The 18,256-nt window shown below is 46.7% G+C and carries 17 protein-coding genes; 1 reads left to right on the top strand and 16 read right to left on the bottom strand.

What is annotated here, in order from left to right; genetic code table 11:
- Positions 1 to 158: 158 nt before the first annotated feature.
- From QF041_RS22825 to QF041_RS22760, 14 genes are all read right to left on the bottom strand, one after another.
- Complete coding sequence (locus QF041_RS22825) at positions 159 to 1,658, bottom strand: cobyrinic acid a,c-diamide synthase CobB (protein WP_307415793.1); 1,500 nt, start codon at positions 1,656 to 1,658, stop codon at positions 159 to 161.
- 257 nt (positions 1,659 to 1,915) lie between these two features.
- Positions 1,916 to 2,746 carry a uroporphyrinogen-III synthase gene (locus QF041_RS22820; RefSeq protein ID WP_307415791.1) on the bottom strand — a complete coding sequence of 277 codons (831 nt, stop codon included), beginning with the start codon at positions 2,744 to 2,746 and terminating at the stop codon, positions 1,916 to 1,918.
- A gap of 130 nt (positions 2,747 to 2,876) precedes the next feature.
- Positions 2,877 to 4,079, bottom strand: coding sequence for a GerAB/ArcD/ProY family transporter (locus QF041_RS22815; protein WP_307415789.1), 1,203 nt, complete (start codon positions 4,077 to 4,079; stop codon positions 2,877 to 2,879).
- Positions 4,080 to 4,112: 33 nt separating this feature from the next.
- Complete coding sequence (locus QF041_RS22810) at positions 4,113 to 4,334, bottom strand: hypothetical protein (RefSeq protein ID WP_307415788.1); 222 nt, start codon at positions 4,332 to 4,334, stop codon at positions 4,113 to 4,115.
- A complete protein-coding gene (locus QF041_RS22805; protein ID WP_307415786.1) occupies positions 4,327 to 5,526 on the bottom strand; it encodes a Ger(x)C family spore germination protein in 1,200 nt (399 codons plus the stop codon). The genes QF041_RS22810 and QF041_RS22805 overlap by 8 nt, the downstream gene beginning before the upstream one ends.
- Before the next feature lie 4 nt (positions 5,527 to 5,530).
- Positions 5,531 to 7,126, bottom strand: coding sequence for a spore germination protein (locus QF041_RS22800; RefSeq protein WP_307415785.1), 1,596 nt, complete (start codon positions 7,124 to 7,126; stop codon positions 5,531 to 5,533).
- Positions 7,127 to 7,298: 172 nt separating this feature from the next.
- Positions 7,299 to 7,634, bottom strand: a complete 336-nt coding sequence (locus QF041_RS22795) for a hypothetical protein (protein ID WP_307415784.1) — start codon at positions 7,632 to 7,634, stop codon at positions 7,299 to 7,301.
- A 44-nt stretch (positions 7,635 to 7,678) separates the two neighbouring features.
- On the bottom strand, positions 7,679 to 8,380 hold the full coding sequence (locus QF041_RS22790; protein ID WP_307415783.1) for a pirin family protein: 702 nt from the start codon (positions 8,378 to 8,380) through the stop codon (positions 7,679 to 7,681).
- Positions 8,381 to 8,678: 298 nt separating this feature from the next.
- Entirely contained in the window at positions 8,679 to 9,071 is a 393-nt protein-coding gene (locus QF041_RS22785) for a DoxX family protein (RefSeq protein ID WP_307417038.1), read from the bottom strand.
- A gap of 67 nt (positions 9,072 to 9,138) precedes the next feature.
- The gene (locus tag QF041_RS22780; RefSeq protein WP_307415782.1) at positions 9,139 to 9,999 is read right to left on the bottom strand and encodes a M56 family metallopeptidase; all 861 of its coding nucleotides are present in this window, start codon (positions 9,997 to 9,999) and stop codon (positions 9,139 to 9,141) included.
- 1 nt (position 10,000) lies between these two features.
- Positions 10,001 to 10,417: a BlaI/MecI/CopY family transcriptional regulator gene (locus tag QF041_RS22775; RefSeq protein ID WP_017691824.1), complete on the bottom strand. Its 417-nt coding sequence runs from the start codon at positions 10,415 to 10,417 to the stop codon at positions 10,001 to 10,003.
- A 209-nt stretch (positions 10,418 to 10,626) separates the two neighbouring features.
- Entirely contained in the window at positions 10,627 to 12,090 is a 1,464-nt protein-coding gene (locus tag QF041_RS22770) for a catalase (RefSeq protein ID WP_307417037.1), read from the bottom strand.
- A gap of 292 nt (positions 12,091 to 12,382) precedes the next feature.
- Positions 12,383 to 13,189, bottom strand: coding sequence for a winged helix-turn-helix transcriptional regulator (locus tag QF041_RS22765; RefSeq protein WP_036612804.1), 807 nt, complete (start codon positions 13,187 to 13,189; stop codon positions 12,383 to 12,385).
- Positions 13,165 to 13,560, bottom strand: coding sequence for a Fur family transcriptional regulator (locus tag QF041_RS22760; protein WP_036612807.1), 396 nt, complete (start codon positions 13,558 to 13,560; stop codon positions 13,165 to 13,167). The genes QF041_RS22765 and QF041_RS22760 overlap by 25 nt, the downstream gene beginning before the upstream one ends.
- Before the next feature lie 272 nt (positions 13,561 to 13,832).
- Between QF041_RS22760 and QF041_RS22755 the strand changes: the two genes are divergently transcribed.
- Entirely contained in the window at positions 13,833 to 14,945 is a 1,113-nt protein-coding gene (locus QF041_RS22755) for a GGDEF domain-containing protein (protein WP_307415781.1), read from the top strand.
- 125 nt (positions 14,946 to 15,070) lie between these two features.
- Here the strand turns inward: QF041_RS22755 and QF041_RS22750 are convergent, their stop codons facing one another.
- Complete coding sequence (locus QF041_RS22750; protein WP_307415780.1) at positions 15,071 to 16,009, bottom strand: aldo/keto reductase family protein; 939 nt, start codon at positions 16,007 to 16,009, stop codon at positions 15,071 to 15,073.
- Positions 16,010 to 16,166: 157 nt separating this feature from the next.
- Positions 16,167 to 17,804 (bottom strand): ATP-binding response regulator, encoded by a 1,638-nt coding sequence (locus tag QF041_RS22745; protein WP_307415779.1) that lies wholly within the window; start codon positions 17,802 to 17,804, stop codon positions 16,167 to 16,169.
- Between the last annotated feature and the right edge of the window lie 452 nt (positions 17,805 to 18,256).

Below are 18,256 nucleotides of genomic sequence, written 5' to 3'. Positions count from 1 at the left end.
TGATTCTGTCTTTTATTCATTCCACATATTCATCTTAAAACCTTTAATTCAGAATGGGATCGCCAACTTCACGACCAAAGACTCAGGAGGTAAAAGCAAGATTAGAGCCATTTTGCTTATTGAATTCAGCTATCTATTTGAGCTATAAATAGCTGCTATTATCCCTGCATATATCGCTCCTGCCGATAGGCTAGACAATGCTCCACCCATCTTCGAGCGGCTGCCGGATAAGAGCCCAGATGAACGTGCGTATACCCCGCCACGATGTTGTCTGCGGCATATCCCTCTTGCTTCAAGCCACGCATCCCCTTGGTCTCATACGCATAAGGAATCGTTTCTTCATCACGATAAGTCATCGTGGAATAATGAAATTCATGACCCCGAAGCACTTCACCCTTTTTCAGCAAAAAGGAATCCTGAACGCTACTCGCTTCACGGTAGCCAAGCGCAGCGCGCTCCTTCTGCATCTGCACCTGTGCGGGGATAATGCCCGCCATATCGAAAGTAACGCCCTCACGGTCGGTCAACGTTTCCCCGAGCACCATGTAACCACCACATTCTGCGAATAAAGGCATGTTGGATTGTGCTGCCTGTCGAAGTCCTTCCAAGAACCCTTGGTTACCGGCAATCTCTGCTGCAAACTCCTCTGGAAACCCGCCGCCCAAATAGATGCCATCCACATCTGTTGGAATACCTTCGCCAGCGAGCGGACTAAAGTATTGTAATCGTGCCTCGGCTGCTTCGAGCAATTCCAGATTATCGGGATAATAGAAATTAAATGCCGCATCGCGCGCAACGGCAATGACAGGCTGTACCGCATATGATACATGTCGATTATTAACGTGGATCACTGAATTGGAAGATGGGTCGTAATTCGAGCCTGGTTCAGTATTAGCTGAATCCATGTGGGTAGTAGTCGCAGGACTCACTTCTTCTGCATTCAAAGGCGGGGCGCTTGCTGCCAGCTCCAGCAGAAGATCCAGATCGGTGCCTTCCATTAACACATCTGCTGCACGCTGAAATAATGGCTCCAGCTCACCGCGCTCGATGGCAGGTACCAGGCCCAGATGTCTCTCGGGGATGGACATGTCCTCGTCCCGCTTCAGCCAGCCAACCACCGGAATGCCGCACATCTGCTCAATGGCTTTTTTCACAATGGTATAATGACCCGCACTTCCACACCGATTGACAATCACTCCGGCAATATGTAATTCAGGCTCCAACTGTTGAAAACCCATGACAATCGCAGCCGCACTGCGAGCCATGCTGCGTACATCGACGACCAGGATCACAGGGGTTTGCGTGACCAGCGCAATCTCTGCAGTTGAGCCTGTATTGCTGAGCGGATCTTTGCCATCGTAGAGGCCCATAACGCCTTCGATAATGGAAATATCATGTCCTGCCGAGGCCTTCTCGAACGTATCCTTTACATACTCAGAAGAAGTCATCCATGCATCCAGATTGCGTGACGGTCTGCCGGTAACGGCGGTATGGTATGTCGGATCAATATAGTCCGGACCGCATTTAAACCCTTGTACACTCAAGCCACGCTGAGCGAGTGCTCTCATTAGCCCCAAGGTTACTGTCGTTTTTCCTGCACCACTTCCGGTGCCTGCAATGATCAGGCGGGGTCTGGTGTTACGATCTGAAATGGTCATCGTCATTTCCACCTTTTCTTCGAGATAAGAAAAGCTTCTGATCGAAATACTATCAAGGATGTACATTCGTGTTTTAGTTGTAACGTATAAATTCTATAATCTAATCTAAACAAAACCGCATCATATAGCGATGCGGTTAAGCTTAATGCACACTCTCTATTCATGAAATGAATGTTTACACAATAACGGAGAGGACAGAAAAACCCTGAAGAAGCGACGCCAAAAGCTTTTTGTCGAACTGATCTAAAAGCAGGCCACTAATCTCTAATCTTGGCCGCACGCCGTGCTGCAAAGTAACGTCCAAGCTCAACGATGAGTGCTCCCATCTTCTCTTCCTCCGGAATGACCAGTGCCTCAATGCCTTCTTCACGCATGGAGTTTGCTGTTACTTTACCTACAGACGCAGGGATTACGCCTTCTCTGAAGGCTGCAAGCATCGGCTCAAGCTTGTCCTGGGAGGCCGCATATTGCGTCAGAAATCTGACCTGCGGTCCACTTGTGAACGCAACAGCATCTACCTCGAACTTTAGAATTTCATTTAATAACTGTTCCAGCTCTGTCTCTTCCGGCGGTACATGGCGGTAAGGAAGCACTTGTCTGACGATGGCACCTTGTTCTTCCAACCATGCAACGAGTTTGGGAGCTGTCTCCCCATGAAGCTGCAACATGACCTTTTTCCCTGCGAGGTCATGTGGGGCGAATTCTCGAATGAGCCCGTCCGTACTACCGTCATCATCTCGTACCAGCGGTGTTAACTTGCGCTTTTTGAGCGCATTCACCGTCTTGTATCCCCGTGCTGCAATTGAGGATTCCGATAATACATCCAACAATTGGCCTGCCACTCCCATATCCTCAGCCATCTCAAACAATGCATCCAATCCCATACCCGTAGTTAATACCGCCCAGTCTGGCGGGTCTGAGATCCAGGATACCAGCCCATCCCTGATACTCCGATCATCCAGGAATACGGTCCCCTGTGCCGGTCGCACAAGCGGTATTCCACCCATTTTTTCAACCAGTACGGACATTTCTTTCGATTTTCGTGGTCCTGTCAATGCTACACGCACACCTGCCAAATGTTGAGCCATTCATGTTCCCCCCGTTAGTTCAGCCGAATGTTCATCAGTCTGACTACAGTATACAGGGTACTTCTGTGAAGGGAAACTGTGCTTTCCCTCTTTTTGCCCGTTCATCTATAAGGATTTTTGATGGAATGCATCAGGAGGGCTGGAGTTCTCCGCCATGAGAATCTTTCCGCCTTTTCTCTCCGTCCTTCTCCGAATCAGCCGATTTTTGTTCCGGCTCATGCTTCTCTTTCTTTGACTGGTCTCCCGCTCTCTGTTGGGTAGATTCTTTTTTATCCTTTTTGCGAGGACGAAGGAAAAGAAACAGCACAATGGGGAACAACACTTCAAAAACAATCGCAATCCATGTCCATTCCCGGGTAAAACGATTAAGCTGAATCGCGTTTCGGAAGAACCAGAAAGTACATACGAATCCAACCAAGGCCACCGGGCCTGTCATCATCTTTCCCGACACTTTCGGAATCATCCGCTTCAGTCCCCAGCAGACAAAGTATAGATCAAATGCAATCTTCGTAATCATGGTTGGCATGGTTGCTGCTGCCAGCGCAAGGTCAAACCGGTCCAGAAAATCACTGATTTGCAGCTGCCTTGCCAGCTCATAGGATGGGTATACGAGTCTGGAAGCAATAGGGACTCCGATCGCAGTTATCGTCTCCACAAGGATAAGCATCATTAGGAGTGCAGAGATGATAATTCCCCATAGAACCGACTTGAAACGAAAATCACTACCCTTGATGACAAACGGCAATGCAATCATCTCTCCATAAAACGAAAATATGTACCAACTTCCCTTGCCTACTCCGGCTACATCAACATGAAAATAAGGCATGAGATTATCCATATTTACCTGCTGAATAAGCATGAAAGGTATAATCACCGAGATCAGCAGAAACAGCGTAACATACAACTCCGCCATTCCGATTAAGGAACCTAGTCCGCCTCGAACGATAAAGACCCCCATGACCACCAGAGATAATACAATGATGGAAATGGGTGTGTTCTCCAATAGCGTTATACTTATATAGTCACCTGATAGTCGGATGTCTCTTGCAAACACGAAGAAAAAAAATAGAATGTACAGAAATCCCATTACTCTCCCCAAAAACGGGAATCGCTGAACAAGGGATTCGAACAGATCCTGATTGGGAAATCGTCGCTGGACCCGACTTATTAACCATAGAGACACTATCATCATAAAAACAACGGGCAAATACGAGAGATAAGCATGCTGCTCCGCGTAGAAAATGGCCTGTGCGTGGGGCTGAATCAGCGTACCTGTAATACTGAGTATCAGCACGAGCAGCACAACCTGCCGATGGGTCACACTCTGATTCATACAATACCTCCTTTCCGTAAGTTAATCTGCAATCTATGGTAAAGGTAAAAATCGCTGAATAACGTGGCTTATCCATACTGTGACATAAAGCGTTTTACTCAAGTGAGTGACATAGAACCAAATGACCGTTCCCACTGCAATCAGACCATAGGATATCCAGCGATTAATGGCTGCTGCCTGCTTCATATGTCTGAAATCCATCAAGATCACCACAATTGCCATGCCCAGATAGGTAAACAAAAGCGGTTTAATCATGTACGACCTCCTCCTCCACGACACCGATCGGTTTATTGATCACTCCTACATTTTCAATAATGACATGGGGAATAACGGTTACCTCAACTTCAGGATAAATGACTTCCCATCGATCCTTCATCTTGTCCCATTCCGCCGGCAAGTGCTGATGGATAGATCGACCGATTCCAAGAATATCGGCACGATACTTCTGCTGAACCAATCGGATGCCTTCCTCAATATCTGACTTTATTTTCTTGTGGATGGCGTCATTTATCTTTAATATCTCATCCTCCCGCCGGTCACCGTAATTCGATTCGTTATCGACGATAACTCCTTTGGCGTACAATTGAATGCTCACCTTAACCTTGTCATTCTTGACACTGGGATGCAGCGAAGAATTGTTCTCGTTCAGTTTAATGAATATATCTCCTTCTCCCCCTGGAGCCTCGACCATAACCTCTGGTGCATTGGCCTCACCCATGGCCAGAATCAGTGCATCTGCCGGTGCTTTATCGATCATGCCTACCAGCTTGTCTTTCTTGAAAATGGCCAATCCATCCATCTTGATGTTCGTTTTGGGGTCCTTCCAGTTCTGGGGCACAGTGTCAACAACCGAAGCTATGGGCAGAAAAGGATCTACGCCTTCGCTAAGAATGGAATCTATAAACGTCTTGAGCGAGCGGGGATTTCGCATATTTAAAAAACACAATTCCCGTACCATCTCAGATGGAAATTTTTCTATGGGTGCATCAGTATCCATGACCTTATATGCTTCTCCTCTTGTCACAACCGGCAACGCTGAGAAACGATTGAGCGGATAACGTGTCATTAAATCCAGCATAGGGGCAACGCCCTCCCTCGCCAAATCCTCACCGATTAGCAGAGTACGCCGATGAGCGTAATATATTCTGCGTGAGAGCGCCTTTTGCCCTTCAAGAGATGTTCCGTGAAAGGTTTTGGCTGTATTGGACAATATGAACCAGGATTTATCACCACTTGTGCCCCCTCCTCCTCCTTCACTACCCGAAGAACCAGATTGTCCTGGAAGAGCAATCTGCAGACTGGATCTGTAGTTTTGTTCCTCCTTATCCACAGCGATACCAATTACAAAGGCAACATCATTTATTTCCTCTCGATCCCAGCAACCTGAAATGAGAGAGGTACATAACAACAGAGCTATAACTGCCCGGTATTTATACATAAATTGCATGGGTTTACCACCCTTCCTCTGCTTCGGGGGAACCATTAATCTTCTCATTCATCCGTTTCTGGTTATCATGGACGGTAGATGGACGATTGATCATTTTCCACCACGGCACACGAATGAGAATATCCTTGGTATCCGTTTTGCTGTATGGGCTAAGACCCGACAGATAAGGCACACCAAATGAGGTCATCTGGGTCAGATGTACCGAAATCAGGACCAGACCGATCACGATGCCATACAGTCCGAACATGCCAGCCAGTAACATGATTGGAAAACGCAATAGACGAACGGTAATCGCAAAATTAAACCGCGGAATCGTAAAGGAAGCGATACCTGTCATGGATACGATAATAACCATCGGTGCAGATACAATCCCTGCCTGAACGGCTGCCTGCCCAATTACAAGGGCACCCAAGATACTGACGGCCTGCCCTACCGTTTTCGGTAACCTGACTCCTGCTTCACGAAGTGCCTCGAAGGATAGCTCCATGATGAGAGCTTCAACCAGTGCCGGAAAAGGAATAGCTTCCCGTGCCCCGGCAATACTCAGTATCAATGTGGTTGGCAGCATGTCCTGATGAAATGTCGTAATAGCGATGTATAGCGCTGGCAGAAATAGAGCGATGGCTACGAACAAAAATCGAATCCAACGCACCAGATTACTGATGAAGAATCGTTCGTAATAATCCTCGCTGGCTTGCAGCATCTGCCACATCGTGACTGGAGCAATCAACGCAAAGGGAGTACCATCTACCATAATGGCAAACCGCCCTTCCAACAGATTGCCTGCTACCGTATCCGGACGCTCCGAATAGTGCATCTGTGGAAAAGGAGAATACGGATGATCCTCAATTAACTCCTCGATATACCCACTCTCCAGGATGCCGTCGATATTTATTTTTTCCAGACGTTTCTTGACATCCTGAATCGTTTTAGGATCAGCTATATCCTCCAGATAGGTTAGAACGATATCGGTCTTGGTTTCTGTGCCAAGGGTCATGCTCACGATCTTGAGAGAAGGTGTTTTCAGCTTGAACCGCAGCAAAGCCGTATTCACACGTAACGTTTCGGTAAACCCCTCTCGTGGCCCCCGAATGACCGATTCCGTCTGAGGTTCCTCCACACCGCGTCTTACGCCACCTTTGACATTGAACATCCAGGCTTCGGCACTTCCATCGACCACCAGAAGTGCAGAGGATGCAAGCACACCTTCTGTCGCAGCAGCCCAAGTTTCAACTCGTTTCACCTGCGTCAGCTCTACGCGTGTATCGTCCAGCGGAACATCGGGTTCATCTGTGCGCTGCTGCACCAGACCTCGAATAATCGGACGCAGCATGTGCTCCTGAATATCAGCCGAATTAACAATGCCTTCGATGTAGACCAGAAGTCCTTTCACTTCAGCTGTAATCATGACGTTGCGAAAAACCACATCCGAGCAATCGGAGAATATCTCCTTTACCGCCTGAATCTGAGTTTCATGTACTGCACTAATCGGCTGCCGCAGAAAAGGCGGGGACGGCAGTCCCAAAGGGATATGTTTTTTCTCTTCTGAAGCTCGTCCCGGTTGTCGGGACTTGTCTTTCCCAGATGTTTTGTCCGCCATATGCCGCCCCTCCGTTCTTGTTTTTATACAAGGTAGCTTGTGCCAGACAGCTGGGAATTATGTGGTCTTTTTGCAAAATTACGATTAAATTCTCTGAGTTTTCAGACAGCAAAAAGGCCTCTGTATTTAACAGAGACCTCTGGGATGTTCCAGTTCTATCGTTACTTACACGTTAATCCGCAAAATAATCTTCAGGCACATAACGAATCTCCGACTTCGCATAGATGTTTAGCGTGTGACTCTCCCTGTCGTACACTACCCGTTCACCATCTACGTAGTACCAGTGTTTCAAAAGGGGCTGGTCCTTGCGTTGGACGAAGCGAAATACGTTCAGTTCCTGTCTAAGCTCCATAATCTGTTCCACAATCTGCTCGTCCAGACCCGTAACGGTAAATATGAAGCCTGTCCCCTCCTGTTGGAAGCGATAGGACAGGGAATCTGTTTTGCTATTAGCTAATCCTCGCCCGGTCACCGCATGTTTAACCATAAACCATTCCTGTTGCGCCATACGTGTATATCCTCCTTCATCTTGGAGTTCATTTCATCAGCCATCTACGGCAAATCAATAATCATATAGAACGTATCTTCGTTTCCTTGCAGTTCGATTGAATCCTGCTGTTCCACACGAGCCGTGTCGCCTTCGTTCAACAGGTACTCTCCATCCAATCCCAGCTTGCCTTCGATGGAGAAAATGTACATTCGGCGGCCCGGATCCTGATTAAAGGTTAACGTTTCGTCTTTGGCTAATCGGCCAAGGTAAATCGTCATATCCTGATGAATGGTCGCAACTCTCGGCCCCCCATCTGGGGATACAATCGGCACGAGTGCTCCTGCCAATGCCGCTGGATCAAATGATGTGGTCTCATAGGAGGGCTCCAACCCTCTTGTCTGTGGCATGAACCAGAGCTGAAGCAATCGTACTTCTTCGGTATCGGATGCATTATGTTCGGTATGAATCATGCCACTGCCTGCTGACATTCGCTGAATACCACCGAAACCTGTAACGGCTACATTGCCCAGGTTATCTTCATGTCGTAACTTGCCGTTCAGTACGATGGATACAATCTCCATATCACTATGCGGGTGAGCTCCAAAACCGCGACCAGGCGCAATCACATCGTCGTTCGCTACCCGCATCGGTCCAAACGCCGTATTCTCCGGGTCTTGGTATTCTCCGAATGAAAAGCTGTGACTACCACGGAGCCAGCCTCGATCGAAGCTGGAGCGGGCATCGGATGGAATGACGTTAATCATAAAATGCATCCTCCTTATTTTTTCTTAGTAGCGTACTTATTCTCATTGTAACAAACCTCAGGCATGTCGTCCAAACAAGGTGAAACGGCTGTCGCCGTCCTCTGGCGGCTCAGCGTGTTTCATTCCGAAGAAATATAGATAAAGAATGGCGAAATGATATACTTTCCTATATTTAGAAAAAAGTTCTCTACTGATCAGCCCGGTTCGCAAATCAATTCCCGAACCGGCCTGGTCAATAAAGAACCTCGTTACAGGACTCATCCTGCAATTCATTATTTTTTAGCAATCGTTAGTCAATTCAAGCACTCACATTTTGGCGAGCGTTCACTTGTCTGGAGAACAGATAATCCACGGCCAGGAGACGGCTTCCTGTGAAGAGCAGTGTCAGGGAACCCGCCAGCAGCAGGTAATCTAACTCGGTACCACTCAGGAACGGCTCACCCACTTTGGCTGTAAACAGAACGCCAACCATCACGATGGCAAACAGGGCAGCAAACACACGTGTTCCCAGACCCAGAATCATCGCTGCACCACCTACCAACTCAATGATGGCTACAACCGATGCGAGAAATCCGGGAATACCAATACTTTCGAAAAAACCTACCGTTCCGCTGATTCCACCTTCGAATTTACTCCAGCCGTGCAATACAAAAATCAAACCGATCATAATCCTTGAGAAAAGTAATCCAATCTCTACACATTATTCATGTTCATCTTCCTTCCTCGTTATATTCGAATTCACATTTAGCCCAATTAATCTATCCGATGGACCAAACAAACAAGATAGACAGCAATAGAAAAACAGTAGCCGACATCAGAACAGCATAACGTGGCAACCTCAGCGTCACGTCCTGTTCCGGGTCCAACAGACGTGAAATTCGGACATTCACCGACGTATCCGCAAATGAGGATTGAACGGTCAGTTCTTTGGCTCCCCAAGGTTCAGGACAAGCACGGAGCAGCTTGAGCAAAGCACTGCCAATGCCTGCCACGTTGCCTGTACGCTCAATGGCCTCATTGTCTGCCAGAATTTCTCTAACAATATTGTAATGTTTCGAAGTATGCTTCAATACGGGAATATACGGCATCATGATTGCAAATACCGATAACAGTGTCGTCTTCAGTGGGTCACGGTGCCACAGATGATGGACTTCGTGGTACACAACTGCCGTCTCCTCTTCTGCATCCAGCATCGTCAGAAGTCCCGTGGAGAGTACAATGCAAGGTCTCCATAGACCAATTGTAAATGCAACCGGAGAATGCTTGTCCACCACAATGAATCCTGGCTGTCCGAGATGGTGATACTTGGACTCCAGTTCGCGAGACAATGCACACACCTCCATGGAGCGAAGCTTACGTACGGCTGCCCTGGTTTTCATCATACGCACCATTAGCAACCAGCCTGTTCCCGCAAATGTCAGCAATACCAGTGCCAGCAGGAAATGTCCCACGGATAACCAACCGAGTCGACTCATCCAATGATTGCAGAGCCAGAGCAGGTTAAACGGGATGTCCCAGCCAAAAATTTTGTACATCGCGTACATGAACATCTGCATGAACACGAGTAACGGAATGCCAAACCCGACGGTAAACAAAAGTTTCGAGCGGGTCTTCCACATCTTAATCGCTATCCTTTTTCCATTGTTTGATCTTCTGTTCCAGTCGTTCAATCAGACCCGCATCTGCTTCGTCCAGCGCATCCAGCATATGATTCAATGCCAAAGCGCCGAATTCATCCACCAACTCATGTGACAGTTCCTTGGATTGGTCGTTCATAAACTCCTCCTTACTCTGTACCGGTTGGTACAAAGATGTTCTGCCCTTTTGCGACTTTCCGAGAAGTCCCTTGTCTACGAGCCGGTTCATCACGGTCATGACTGTATTAAAATTGACGTCTTTGTCTTGTTCAAGTGCGGTCTGCACTTCACGGATGCTGCTGCCAGGACGAGCCCATAAAATGTCCATGATCTTGGCCTCCAGCGGACCGAAAAATCGGTTGAGCCCACGCTCACCCACTTTGAAATTGTGTATTCTCATTTTCTGACACCCCTCACACTACCCATTGTAGTGCCAACAAATGAGAAGTCAACCTCTATGTCAGCTATTTTATGTAAATGATTTGTAAATTTGTTTTCCATTTCAGTAAAAAAGGTTAAAGACCGGGAAATTCCGCACGTTCGCGGTTTTCCCGGTCTTCAACGAATATCAGTCAGTATGATGTTGTGAGTACAAGTTCAAACTGCACTTTATTTTCCATCCGGTGACGGCATATGTGCAGAAATATCCACGCCGAGTCCATGAGCCAAACGTCCGCCAAGCTGTCCATCCGCTCGGAAGAAGTGGCACAGGGCACGCATTTGAATATCAACAGATACACCCTTAAGGTCATTGATCAGATTATCCAGCAAATGCTGCTGCTCTACAGGAGTGAATGAACGGAAGAGCTCCCCTGCCTGTGTATAATCATCCGTCTTCTCGATTTTCTCTGTTGTAACGTACCCTTGCAACGGAACCTGACTGTCCCGGTATGCCGGATCTTCCTGCGGGCTGTTCCCGGAACTGTTGGGTTCATAGTTCACCGGGGATGGGTCCTGATTCACATTCATGAGTCCATCACGCTGATGATTACGAACGGGTGCGTACGGGCAATTCACCGGAATTTGCAAATAGTTCGTTCCAAGCCGGTGACGTTGTGTATCTGGATAGGAGAATAAGCGTCCTTGCAGTAACTTATCTTCAGAAGGCTCAATTCCAGGTACAACCGCACTAGGAGAAAACGCAGCCTGCTCCACTTCAGCAAAGAAGTTTTGCGGATTACGATTCAGGGTCATGGTTCCCACCGTATGGAACGGGAGTACATCCTCAGGCCAGGTCTTCGTAGGGTCGAGTGGATCAAAAGCAAAATCATCCATCTGTTCAGGCTTCAACAGTTGCACCTGAAGCTTCCACTGCGGGTATTGCCCGTTCTTGATATGTTCACGCAGATCACGCGTAGCATGGTTAAAGTCTTGGCCCTGTACTTCGGCAGCTTCCTGACGTGAGAAGCCTCGAACCCCTTGTGCAGACTCCCACTTATATTTCACATAGTGAACGTGCCCCTGTGCATTAATCCATTTGAAAGCATGTACGCCGAATCCATCCATCTCCCGATAACTCGCCGGTGTGCCCAGATCAGAGAACAACCAGGTCATCATATGTGTCGATTCTGGTGAGAGGGTCATAAAGTCCCAATAGCGAGCTGGGTCCTGAATGTTGGTATCCGGAGCTGGCTTCAGGGAGTGAACCATGTCAGGGAACTTCATGGCATCACGAATGAAGAAGACGGGCAGATGGTTGCCCACGATATCATAGTTGCCTTCACGTGTATAGAATTTGACGGCAAATCCACGCGGGTCTCGTGCAGTCTCTGGTGATCCCGTACCGTGAATAACGGTTGAAAAACGAACCAGCACATCCGTCTCCGTACCCGGATCTTGCAGGAAGTCCGCTGTTGTATAAGCCTTCATGCTCTGCTCCAGCGTGAATACACCATGGGCTCCAGCACCTCTCGCATGTACAACTCTTTCGGGAATACGTTCACGGTCAAAGTGGGCTATTTTCTCAATGAGATGGTAGTCTTCAAGCAGTGTTGGCCCTCGTCTGCCTGCTGTGCGAGAATTCTGGTTGTCACCTACAGGTGCTCCCTGATTCGTAGTCATACGTTCTGTCATCATGTCGTCCTCCTCTAATGGGTCTCACGGCTGTTATATATCTACTATTAAGATCATATTCGGCTTCGGTTTAAATATACATTTAGACTTGATCTAACTGTTAAATTGATTCTAACATGTCCCTCTCTACTCTTGCATGAGGTTCACATGAGATTAAGATGAGGTTCTTCAACACTTCATGAATGAACTATGAACATGCTTTTAAGGAAGTGATCCGGATTTACTATATCCATTAGGTTTTACCCGAAAATACATGAGGGGAACGATAACATTAGGCAAAAAAAAAAGCGGACTAATCCGCCAGGCGGTAGCCCACTCCTCTTACAGTGACAATATATTGCGGCGAAGATGCGTTATCGCCCAATTTTTTGCGCAAGCTTTTGATATGAACATCGACCACATTGCTTCCACCCGTAAAGTCCGTTTCCCAGATATCGCTGAGCATCTCCTCACGGGAAATGACTGCACCTTTGGCATCAATCAGCTTGAGTAACAGATCATATTCGGTCTTGGTTAGATGAATTCGGTTATTATCGCGCTGTACACTCATCCGTTCACGATCAAGCCACAGATCCTTAAACCCGATACGGTGCCCTTCCTCAGGCAAAAAACCACGGTTGGGCAAAGCAGGGCTGTTGCCAATCATGCGCTGCACCCGGTAAAGTGCTTCCTGCGGGCGTGCAGGCCACACCAGCAATTCCTCCTGAAGCATCGGTCCACTTGCGCTGCCAATCATCTTCTCACCGACCAGATACAGACAAGGGGTTGTATGCTCAGCCTCACGATTCAATCGGCTGCTAATGCCGGCAAATGCATCGATAGTTCCAGCAACAGACAGATCATAGATTAACAGATCAAAGACAAGACGCTCATGCAGATCCGGTTCCCAGCGATGGAAGACCAGTACATCAAAGCAGCTATCCGTTAAGGCCTTTACCAGTTCATGAACCTGCCCCGGCATCGGGCTGATCAGAATAACACGCCGTGTAACAGGACAATTGTCCACAAGTGGTGTTGAGTCAGACAAGGCTGGTTTAACCCTTAGGGGTAAACGGCGGCCAGGCAGTTTTATTTTCACTTGATCCGTTTGTTTCTGCATTCCCCGCAGACACCTCCAAAGACCACATGAGCATGATCGATTGCATATCCGGTTTCTTCAGCTACCTGTTTCATCCATTGTGGAGGAACCTCTGTCATCACCTCGTCCACTTTGCCGCACACTTCACACATAATATGCTGATGATCATCCATACGGGCATCGTACCGGCTTGCTGTCTCTCCGAGTTTAAGCTCCCTTATCAATTCTTTGTCCGTCAGATAACGAAGTGAATTATACACCGTACCATAGGCCAGATTATATCCTTGTTCCACGAGTCGATTCATGACATCAGCAGCTGTCGGGTGATCCTCTGAATGGCGCACCACATCATATACCGCTTGCCGTTGTATCGTCAGATTTAAAGTTCTCACAACCATTTCTCCTTTATTATTGATCCATTTTATATGAAATCAGACGCTGATCTTCTACTTATGATGGTCTTCCCAAAAAGAAGGAATACATTTTGACTTAGATTAAGTATAAATCTCATTGTATATTGAAGTCAATATCACTCTAACATCCTGTATATGCAAATAAAACATCTTTCCCAGCAATCCCCTCATAATTTTGGGATAATATGGTTCGCTACACCACCACTTTTCAGATAAAATATAGAGATGTGCGTAAAAAGGGGGAATGTCGGTTGTTTAGCACTTTTTTCATTAATATCTGTGTCATGATTACGTTTATGTATGTATCCGGGATCATCGCAAAGTTCTATAGTATCCGATTGCCTTTTCCCTCGTTACGTGTTCAGTTGATCGGCGGCTTATTATTCGGTATATATGGCACAGTACTCATGAACTATTCCTTCCCTCTGAACGAGACTACAATTGTAGATCTACGGCATCTGGCCATCGTTACCGCAGCGGTATATATGGGAGGATTGGCTTCGGTTGTTACGGGACTCATGATCTCGGTCCTTCGTATTCTGATGTTCGGCTTATCATCCTCTGCCATAGATGCAGGTTTTGTCATGACTCTGATCGGACTGTCCGGTGTATACTTCGCCTATGCTCCCTGGTCCAGACTGACCAAAATAATTACAATGAATCTGCTTGGCATGACATTAATCTTTATCATCCTTATGTTGAATACAGACAGCATGAATTCATTAATGAAGATATATCCGTTACAAATGACCATTTCCTTTGCCGGTGGATTATTTATCTATTTCATCGCAGAATTCATTAATAAATCCAATGAAATGTTATTTCTATTGGAAAAAAGAGCATCTACCGATCATCTTACCAACCTGAGCAATCGACGACAGTTCGAAAAATCACTTCAACTGGAACTCCAGCGTGCGCGAGATTACCAACAGAAGCTTTCCTTGCTTGCCATTGATATTGACCGATTCAAAAAGGTAAACGACACCTATGGTCATTCCGCTGGCGATGCGGTCCTGAAGCAACTTGGACAACTGCTCATTGAGCATGCACGTTCTGCTGATATCGTGTCACGAAACGGTGGGGAAGAATTCGCCATTCTCTTGCTCGACTGTGGACACCGTCAGGCCGTTGCTACCGCCGAATCTATCCGGCAGGCGGTAGAGAAATACCATTTTGCTCTGCCCGACGGGCACACGACACGTCTAACCATCTCCATTGGTGTAGCCGTATATCCGGATCATTGTGATGATCATGATGATGACGATTTCTTCGAACAGGCCGACCGTGCTTTATATGAAGCCAAGAATACAGGGCGTAACCGTGTGTGTGCCTTAACTTATCGTTCCTTGCCTCTTACACTTTAAAATACGATATAACCTTTCAACGTTCTCCAAAAAAGGGATGTCTCGTTCGCCCATTCAGGCGTACAGGACATCCCTTTTTTTATAGATCATTGCATATCATCTCAGCTTGTGTACTGACAGGCAGATCAAGCAAGGATGCTCTCAATCTCCTCAACAATGGCAGCATCCAGCTTCACGCCAGATGCAGCCGCGTTCTCTTTTACCTGCTCGGGACGACTCGCCCCTACAAGTGCACTGGATACATTGTTTTGGCGCAGAATCCAGGCAAGGGCCAGTTGGCCAACCTTCAGATCCAGCTTGTCCGCCACTTCAATCAGTTGACGAACTTTCCCGATGCGATCCGCATTGATCTTTCCTTCGTTCCATCCTAGCTTGGCAGCACGGCTATTCTCTGGGATATCGGAAACGGACGTATATTTCCCGGTCAATAGACCTTGAGCAAGCGGGGAGTATACAACTTGTCCGATGCCTTTACGCTCGCCGAGCGGGATAATCTCATTTTCAATATAACGGTCAAACATGTTGTACACCGGCTGATTGACCACGATACGATCGAGGAGCAGACGATCTGCTGTACCCAACGCAGCTTCCATCTGAGCCGCAGTCCACTGGCTGACACCTACATATAACACTTTGCCTTGGCGTACCAGATCATCGAGCGCGCGGAGTGTTTCTTCAATAGGTGTTTCGGTATGATAACGATGGCAGTAATAGATATCCACATATTCAACGCCCAGGCGCTTCAAGCTGGCTTCACATTGCTCCTTGATATGTTTGCGAGACAGCCCCTGGTCATTCGGACCATCACCCATTTTGCCAAATACTTTGGTTGCAAGTACATAAGAGTCACGGGAATATGCTTTGAGCGTCTGCCCCAGCAGTTCTTCTGCTGCACCCCGTTCGTATACATTGGCAGTATCAAAAAAGTTAATTCCTTCATCAAATGCAGTTTCAATTGATTTCACCGCATTCTCACGTTCCACATACCCTCCGTACGTCAGCCAGCTTCCCAGGCTGATCTCGCTTACTTTCAGTCCGCTTCCACCTAATCTGCGATAATCCATTGATTGCATATCCTCCTCTGTTGGTTATAAAGATGAAGTTCACTTTCTATTGTAACGTAACCAGCTCGGAATAAAAGGGCTTTGGCTCAGAAAATGGAAAATGAAAAGAAACGCACCTATAGGGTGCGCCGCATAAAGATTTATCTATGATTATGATTTAAGGCAAAGTAATACTCAATGCATTCAACAGATCAGCCTGTCTGACTGGCTTGGTCAGAACAGCATCAAAGGCTTCTGCTTCATGCAATTCAATGTGCATACCATAAGGAACAAGAACAATGACAGGCAGATTCTCCAGTCGCTGTTTCAGTTCATGTACAAAATCAACCGCGCCGCCTTCCAGTAATCCCATATCCACAACGGCTACATCCGGCATGAATCCTTCCTTGATCCAATCATGCGCTAATGTCAAACCCGAGGTCATGTGTACATCCATCTCCCACCTACGCATCAGGGAAGAGACGCCTTGCAGAATGTCAGGATCCTTGGCAAGTAACACCTTTTTCCCTTTTAATCGCTGCTGAACACTTGCGAGTTGAGGTAACTCCCAGTATCTGCGTAACGGAAGGGAAATGTTGAATTCCGTCTCATTTTCCTTCACACTGCTCACCTGAATACGGCCATGCATGAGAATGGCAAGATTCTGGCTTACAGCTAAACCCAGATTGCTTCCAATCAGTTTTTGGATATTCAAATTTTCATCTTGGCTGTTAAAAGTTTGTGTCTTCTTGTCCGATAACATCTGACCCGTGTACTTCACCTTGAGCAGAAGTGTTCCGGTCTCTTCCAATTCTTCTCCGTTCACCACTGCTGTGATCAGAACCGAACCTTCACGCGTTGAATCGAGAGCATATTGAATGACGTGTGCAAGCAACTGTCCAATCTTGACTTCATCACCAACGAACACTTGAGATACATTCAGTTCAAGATTTAATCCCAACTCAATGTTCTTGCCTGTCGCAATCCCGGCATAGAGATACACGGTATTCTCAATGGTACCTACCAGATCAAACGGATCATCATGTATAACCGTTTTACCTGCTTCATTAATGTTGAAATTCATCATATTATTCAGCAAGGAAAGCAGAATATTACCGCTCGTCTCAATCATGTTCACATATTCAGACTGCTCCTCGGGCATATCCGGTGTGCGCATCAGATCTGTCAGTCCCAAAATACCGTTCAAAGGATTGCGAATCTCGTGACTCATCAATTTCAACATCTGTGTTTTGGTCATGGCCTCAGATTCGGCACGTTCTTTCTCTGCCTGGAGCTGTTCTTGCATTTGTTCCGAATCACTCAATTTCCGCTCTTGAACATGCAACGTGCTCTCCAGATCGTCAACATAGCCCAGGAATACAGCCATCGCCTTCATTGTCTTCATATCGGTTTCGCTGATCACATAACCAGGATCATCCATCAGACAGATGGTACCAAATGTTTCGCCCGATCTTCTCATAATAGGCACGCCCACGAAGAAGCGATTGCCAAGTCCGCTCGTAACGCCCATGGATCGTGTCATCGGATGTTCACATGTATCCGGAATCGTAAGAACGCTACCGTTGTCTCTTAATACCAGACTGCAATATGAATCCGTAAATGGAAGTACACTGCCTTTAACAACTAACTCTTCCGTACGATTAAAGGCCTCCAAAATGACATTGGTCACCCCGTCATTCGTGGCAACAAAGATGGTATTGACCTTCAATATACCGCTTAATACGTCTACGATATGGGCCGCAGCTTCCTTTATATCTTCATAGAAGCCTCTCGTAATGCCTTCTGCCGTCCCCATGATCCACCCCTTTTGTCTTAGCTGCACTTTCTAATCTGTATATCAGAATGTTTAATCACGTACAAGGGTTCATCAAGATTCCGAATAGCTGTCACAATCTATACTTATATGATTAACACCGTAGAAGTAAAAGAGAATCATACTGCCTGCCGATAGCCCGTTTTTGGACAAAAGCAGGTCTTGAACTGATAGTTTAAAGACCGAAAATGTATTGCAATCGCCTTTTCAGCTTGATTAAAGTCTATCTTGTCCGACTTCGGATAATTATCCTTGCAGGATAACTAGAAATTATACGCTTCTACTCAAACTTTGGGAACCTTTATCCGCAGCAATTAAAGGAAAGTCCATTTTGCCCACTACGTTGTGTGACCATTATCACACCCAAAAAACCACATATAGTTTATAAATGGATAATACGAATCTACATATAGTATTTAACGTGAATTGAATGA

Source organism: Paenibacillus sp. W2I17, from assembly GCF_030815985.1.
Lineage (GTDB): Bacteria > Bacillota > Bacilli > Paenibacillales > Paenibacillaceae > Paenibacillus.
This window is presented reverse-complemented; position numbering and strand designations above follow the sequence as displayed.

Bases quoted from the DNA above. Each gene is read 5' to 3' on its own strand.
- QF041_RS22805 (WP_307415786.1), bottom strand. From the start codon at position 5,526: ATGCAATTTATGTATAAATACCGGGCAGTTATAGCTCTGTTGTTATGT.
- QF041_RS22810 (WP_307415788.1), bottom strand. From the start codon at position 4,334: ATGATTAAACCGCTTTTGTTTACCTATCTGGGCATGGCAATTGTGGTG.
- QF041_RS22795 (WP_307415784.1), bottom strand. From the start codon at position 7,634: ATGGCGCAACAGGAATGGTTTATGGTTAAACATGCGGTGACCGGGCGA.
- QF041_RS22790 (WP_307415783.1), bottom strand. From the start codon at position 8,380: ATGATTAACGTCATTCCATCCGATGCCCGCTCCAGCTTCGATCGAGGC.
- QF041_RS22770 (WP_307417037.1), bottom strand. From the start codon at position 12,090: ATGACAGAACGTATGACTACGAATCAGGGAGCACCTGTAGGTGACAAC.
- QF041_RS22815 (WP_307415789.1), bottom strand. From the start codon at position 4,079: ATGAATCAGAGTGTGACCCATCGGCAGGTTGTGCTGCTCGTGCTGATA.
- QF041_RS22775 (WP_017691824.1), bottom strand. From the start codon at position 10,417: ATGAGAATACACAATTTCAAAGTGGGTGAGCGTGGGCTCAACCGATTT.
- QF041_RS22825 (WP_307415793.1), bottom strand. From the start codon at position 1,658: ATGACCATTTCAGATCGTAACACCAGACCCCGCCTGATCATTGCAGGC.
- QF041_RS22765 (WP_036612804.1), bottom strand. From the start codon at position 13,189: ATGCAGAAACAAACGGATCAAGTGAAAATAAAACTGCCTGGCCGCCGT.
- QF041_RS22820 (WP_307415791.1), bottom strand. From the start codon at position 2,746: ATGGCTCAACATTTGGCAGGTGTGCGTGTAGCATTGACAGGACCACGA.
- QF041_RS22745 (WP_307415779.1), bottom strand. From the start codon at position 17,804: ATGGGGACGGCAGAAGGCATTACGAGAGGCTTCTATGAAGATATAAAG.
- QF041_RS22800 (WP_307415785.1), bottom strand. From the start codon at position 7,126: ATGGCGGACAAAACATCTGGGAAAGACAAGTCCCGACAACCGGGACGA.
- QF041_RS22780 (WP_307415782.1), bottom strand. From the start codon at position 9,999: ATGTGGAAGACCCGCTCGAAACTTTTGTTTACCGTCGGGTTTGGCATT.
- QF041_RS22750 (WP_307415780.1), bottom strand. From the start codon at position 16,009: ATGGATTATCGCAGATTAGGTGGAAGCGGACTGAAAGTAAGCGAGATC.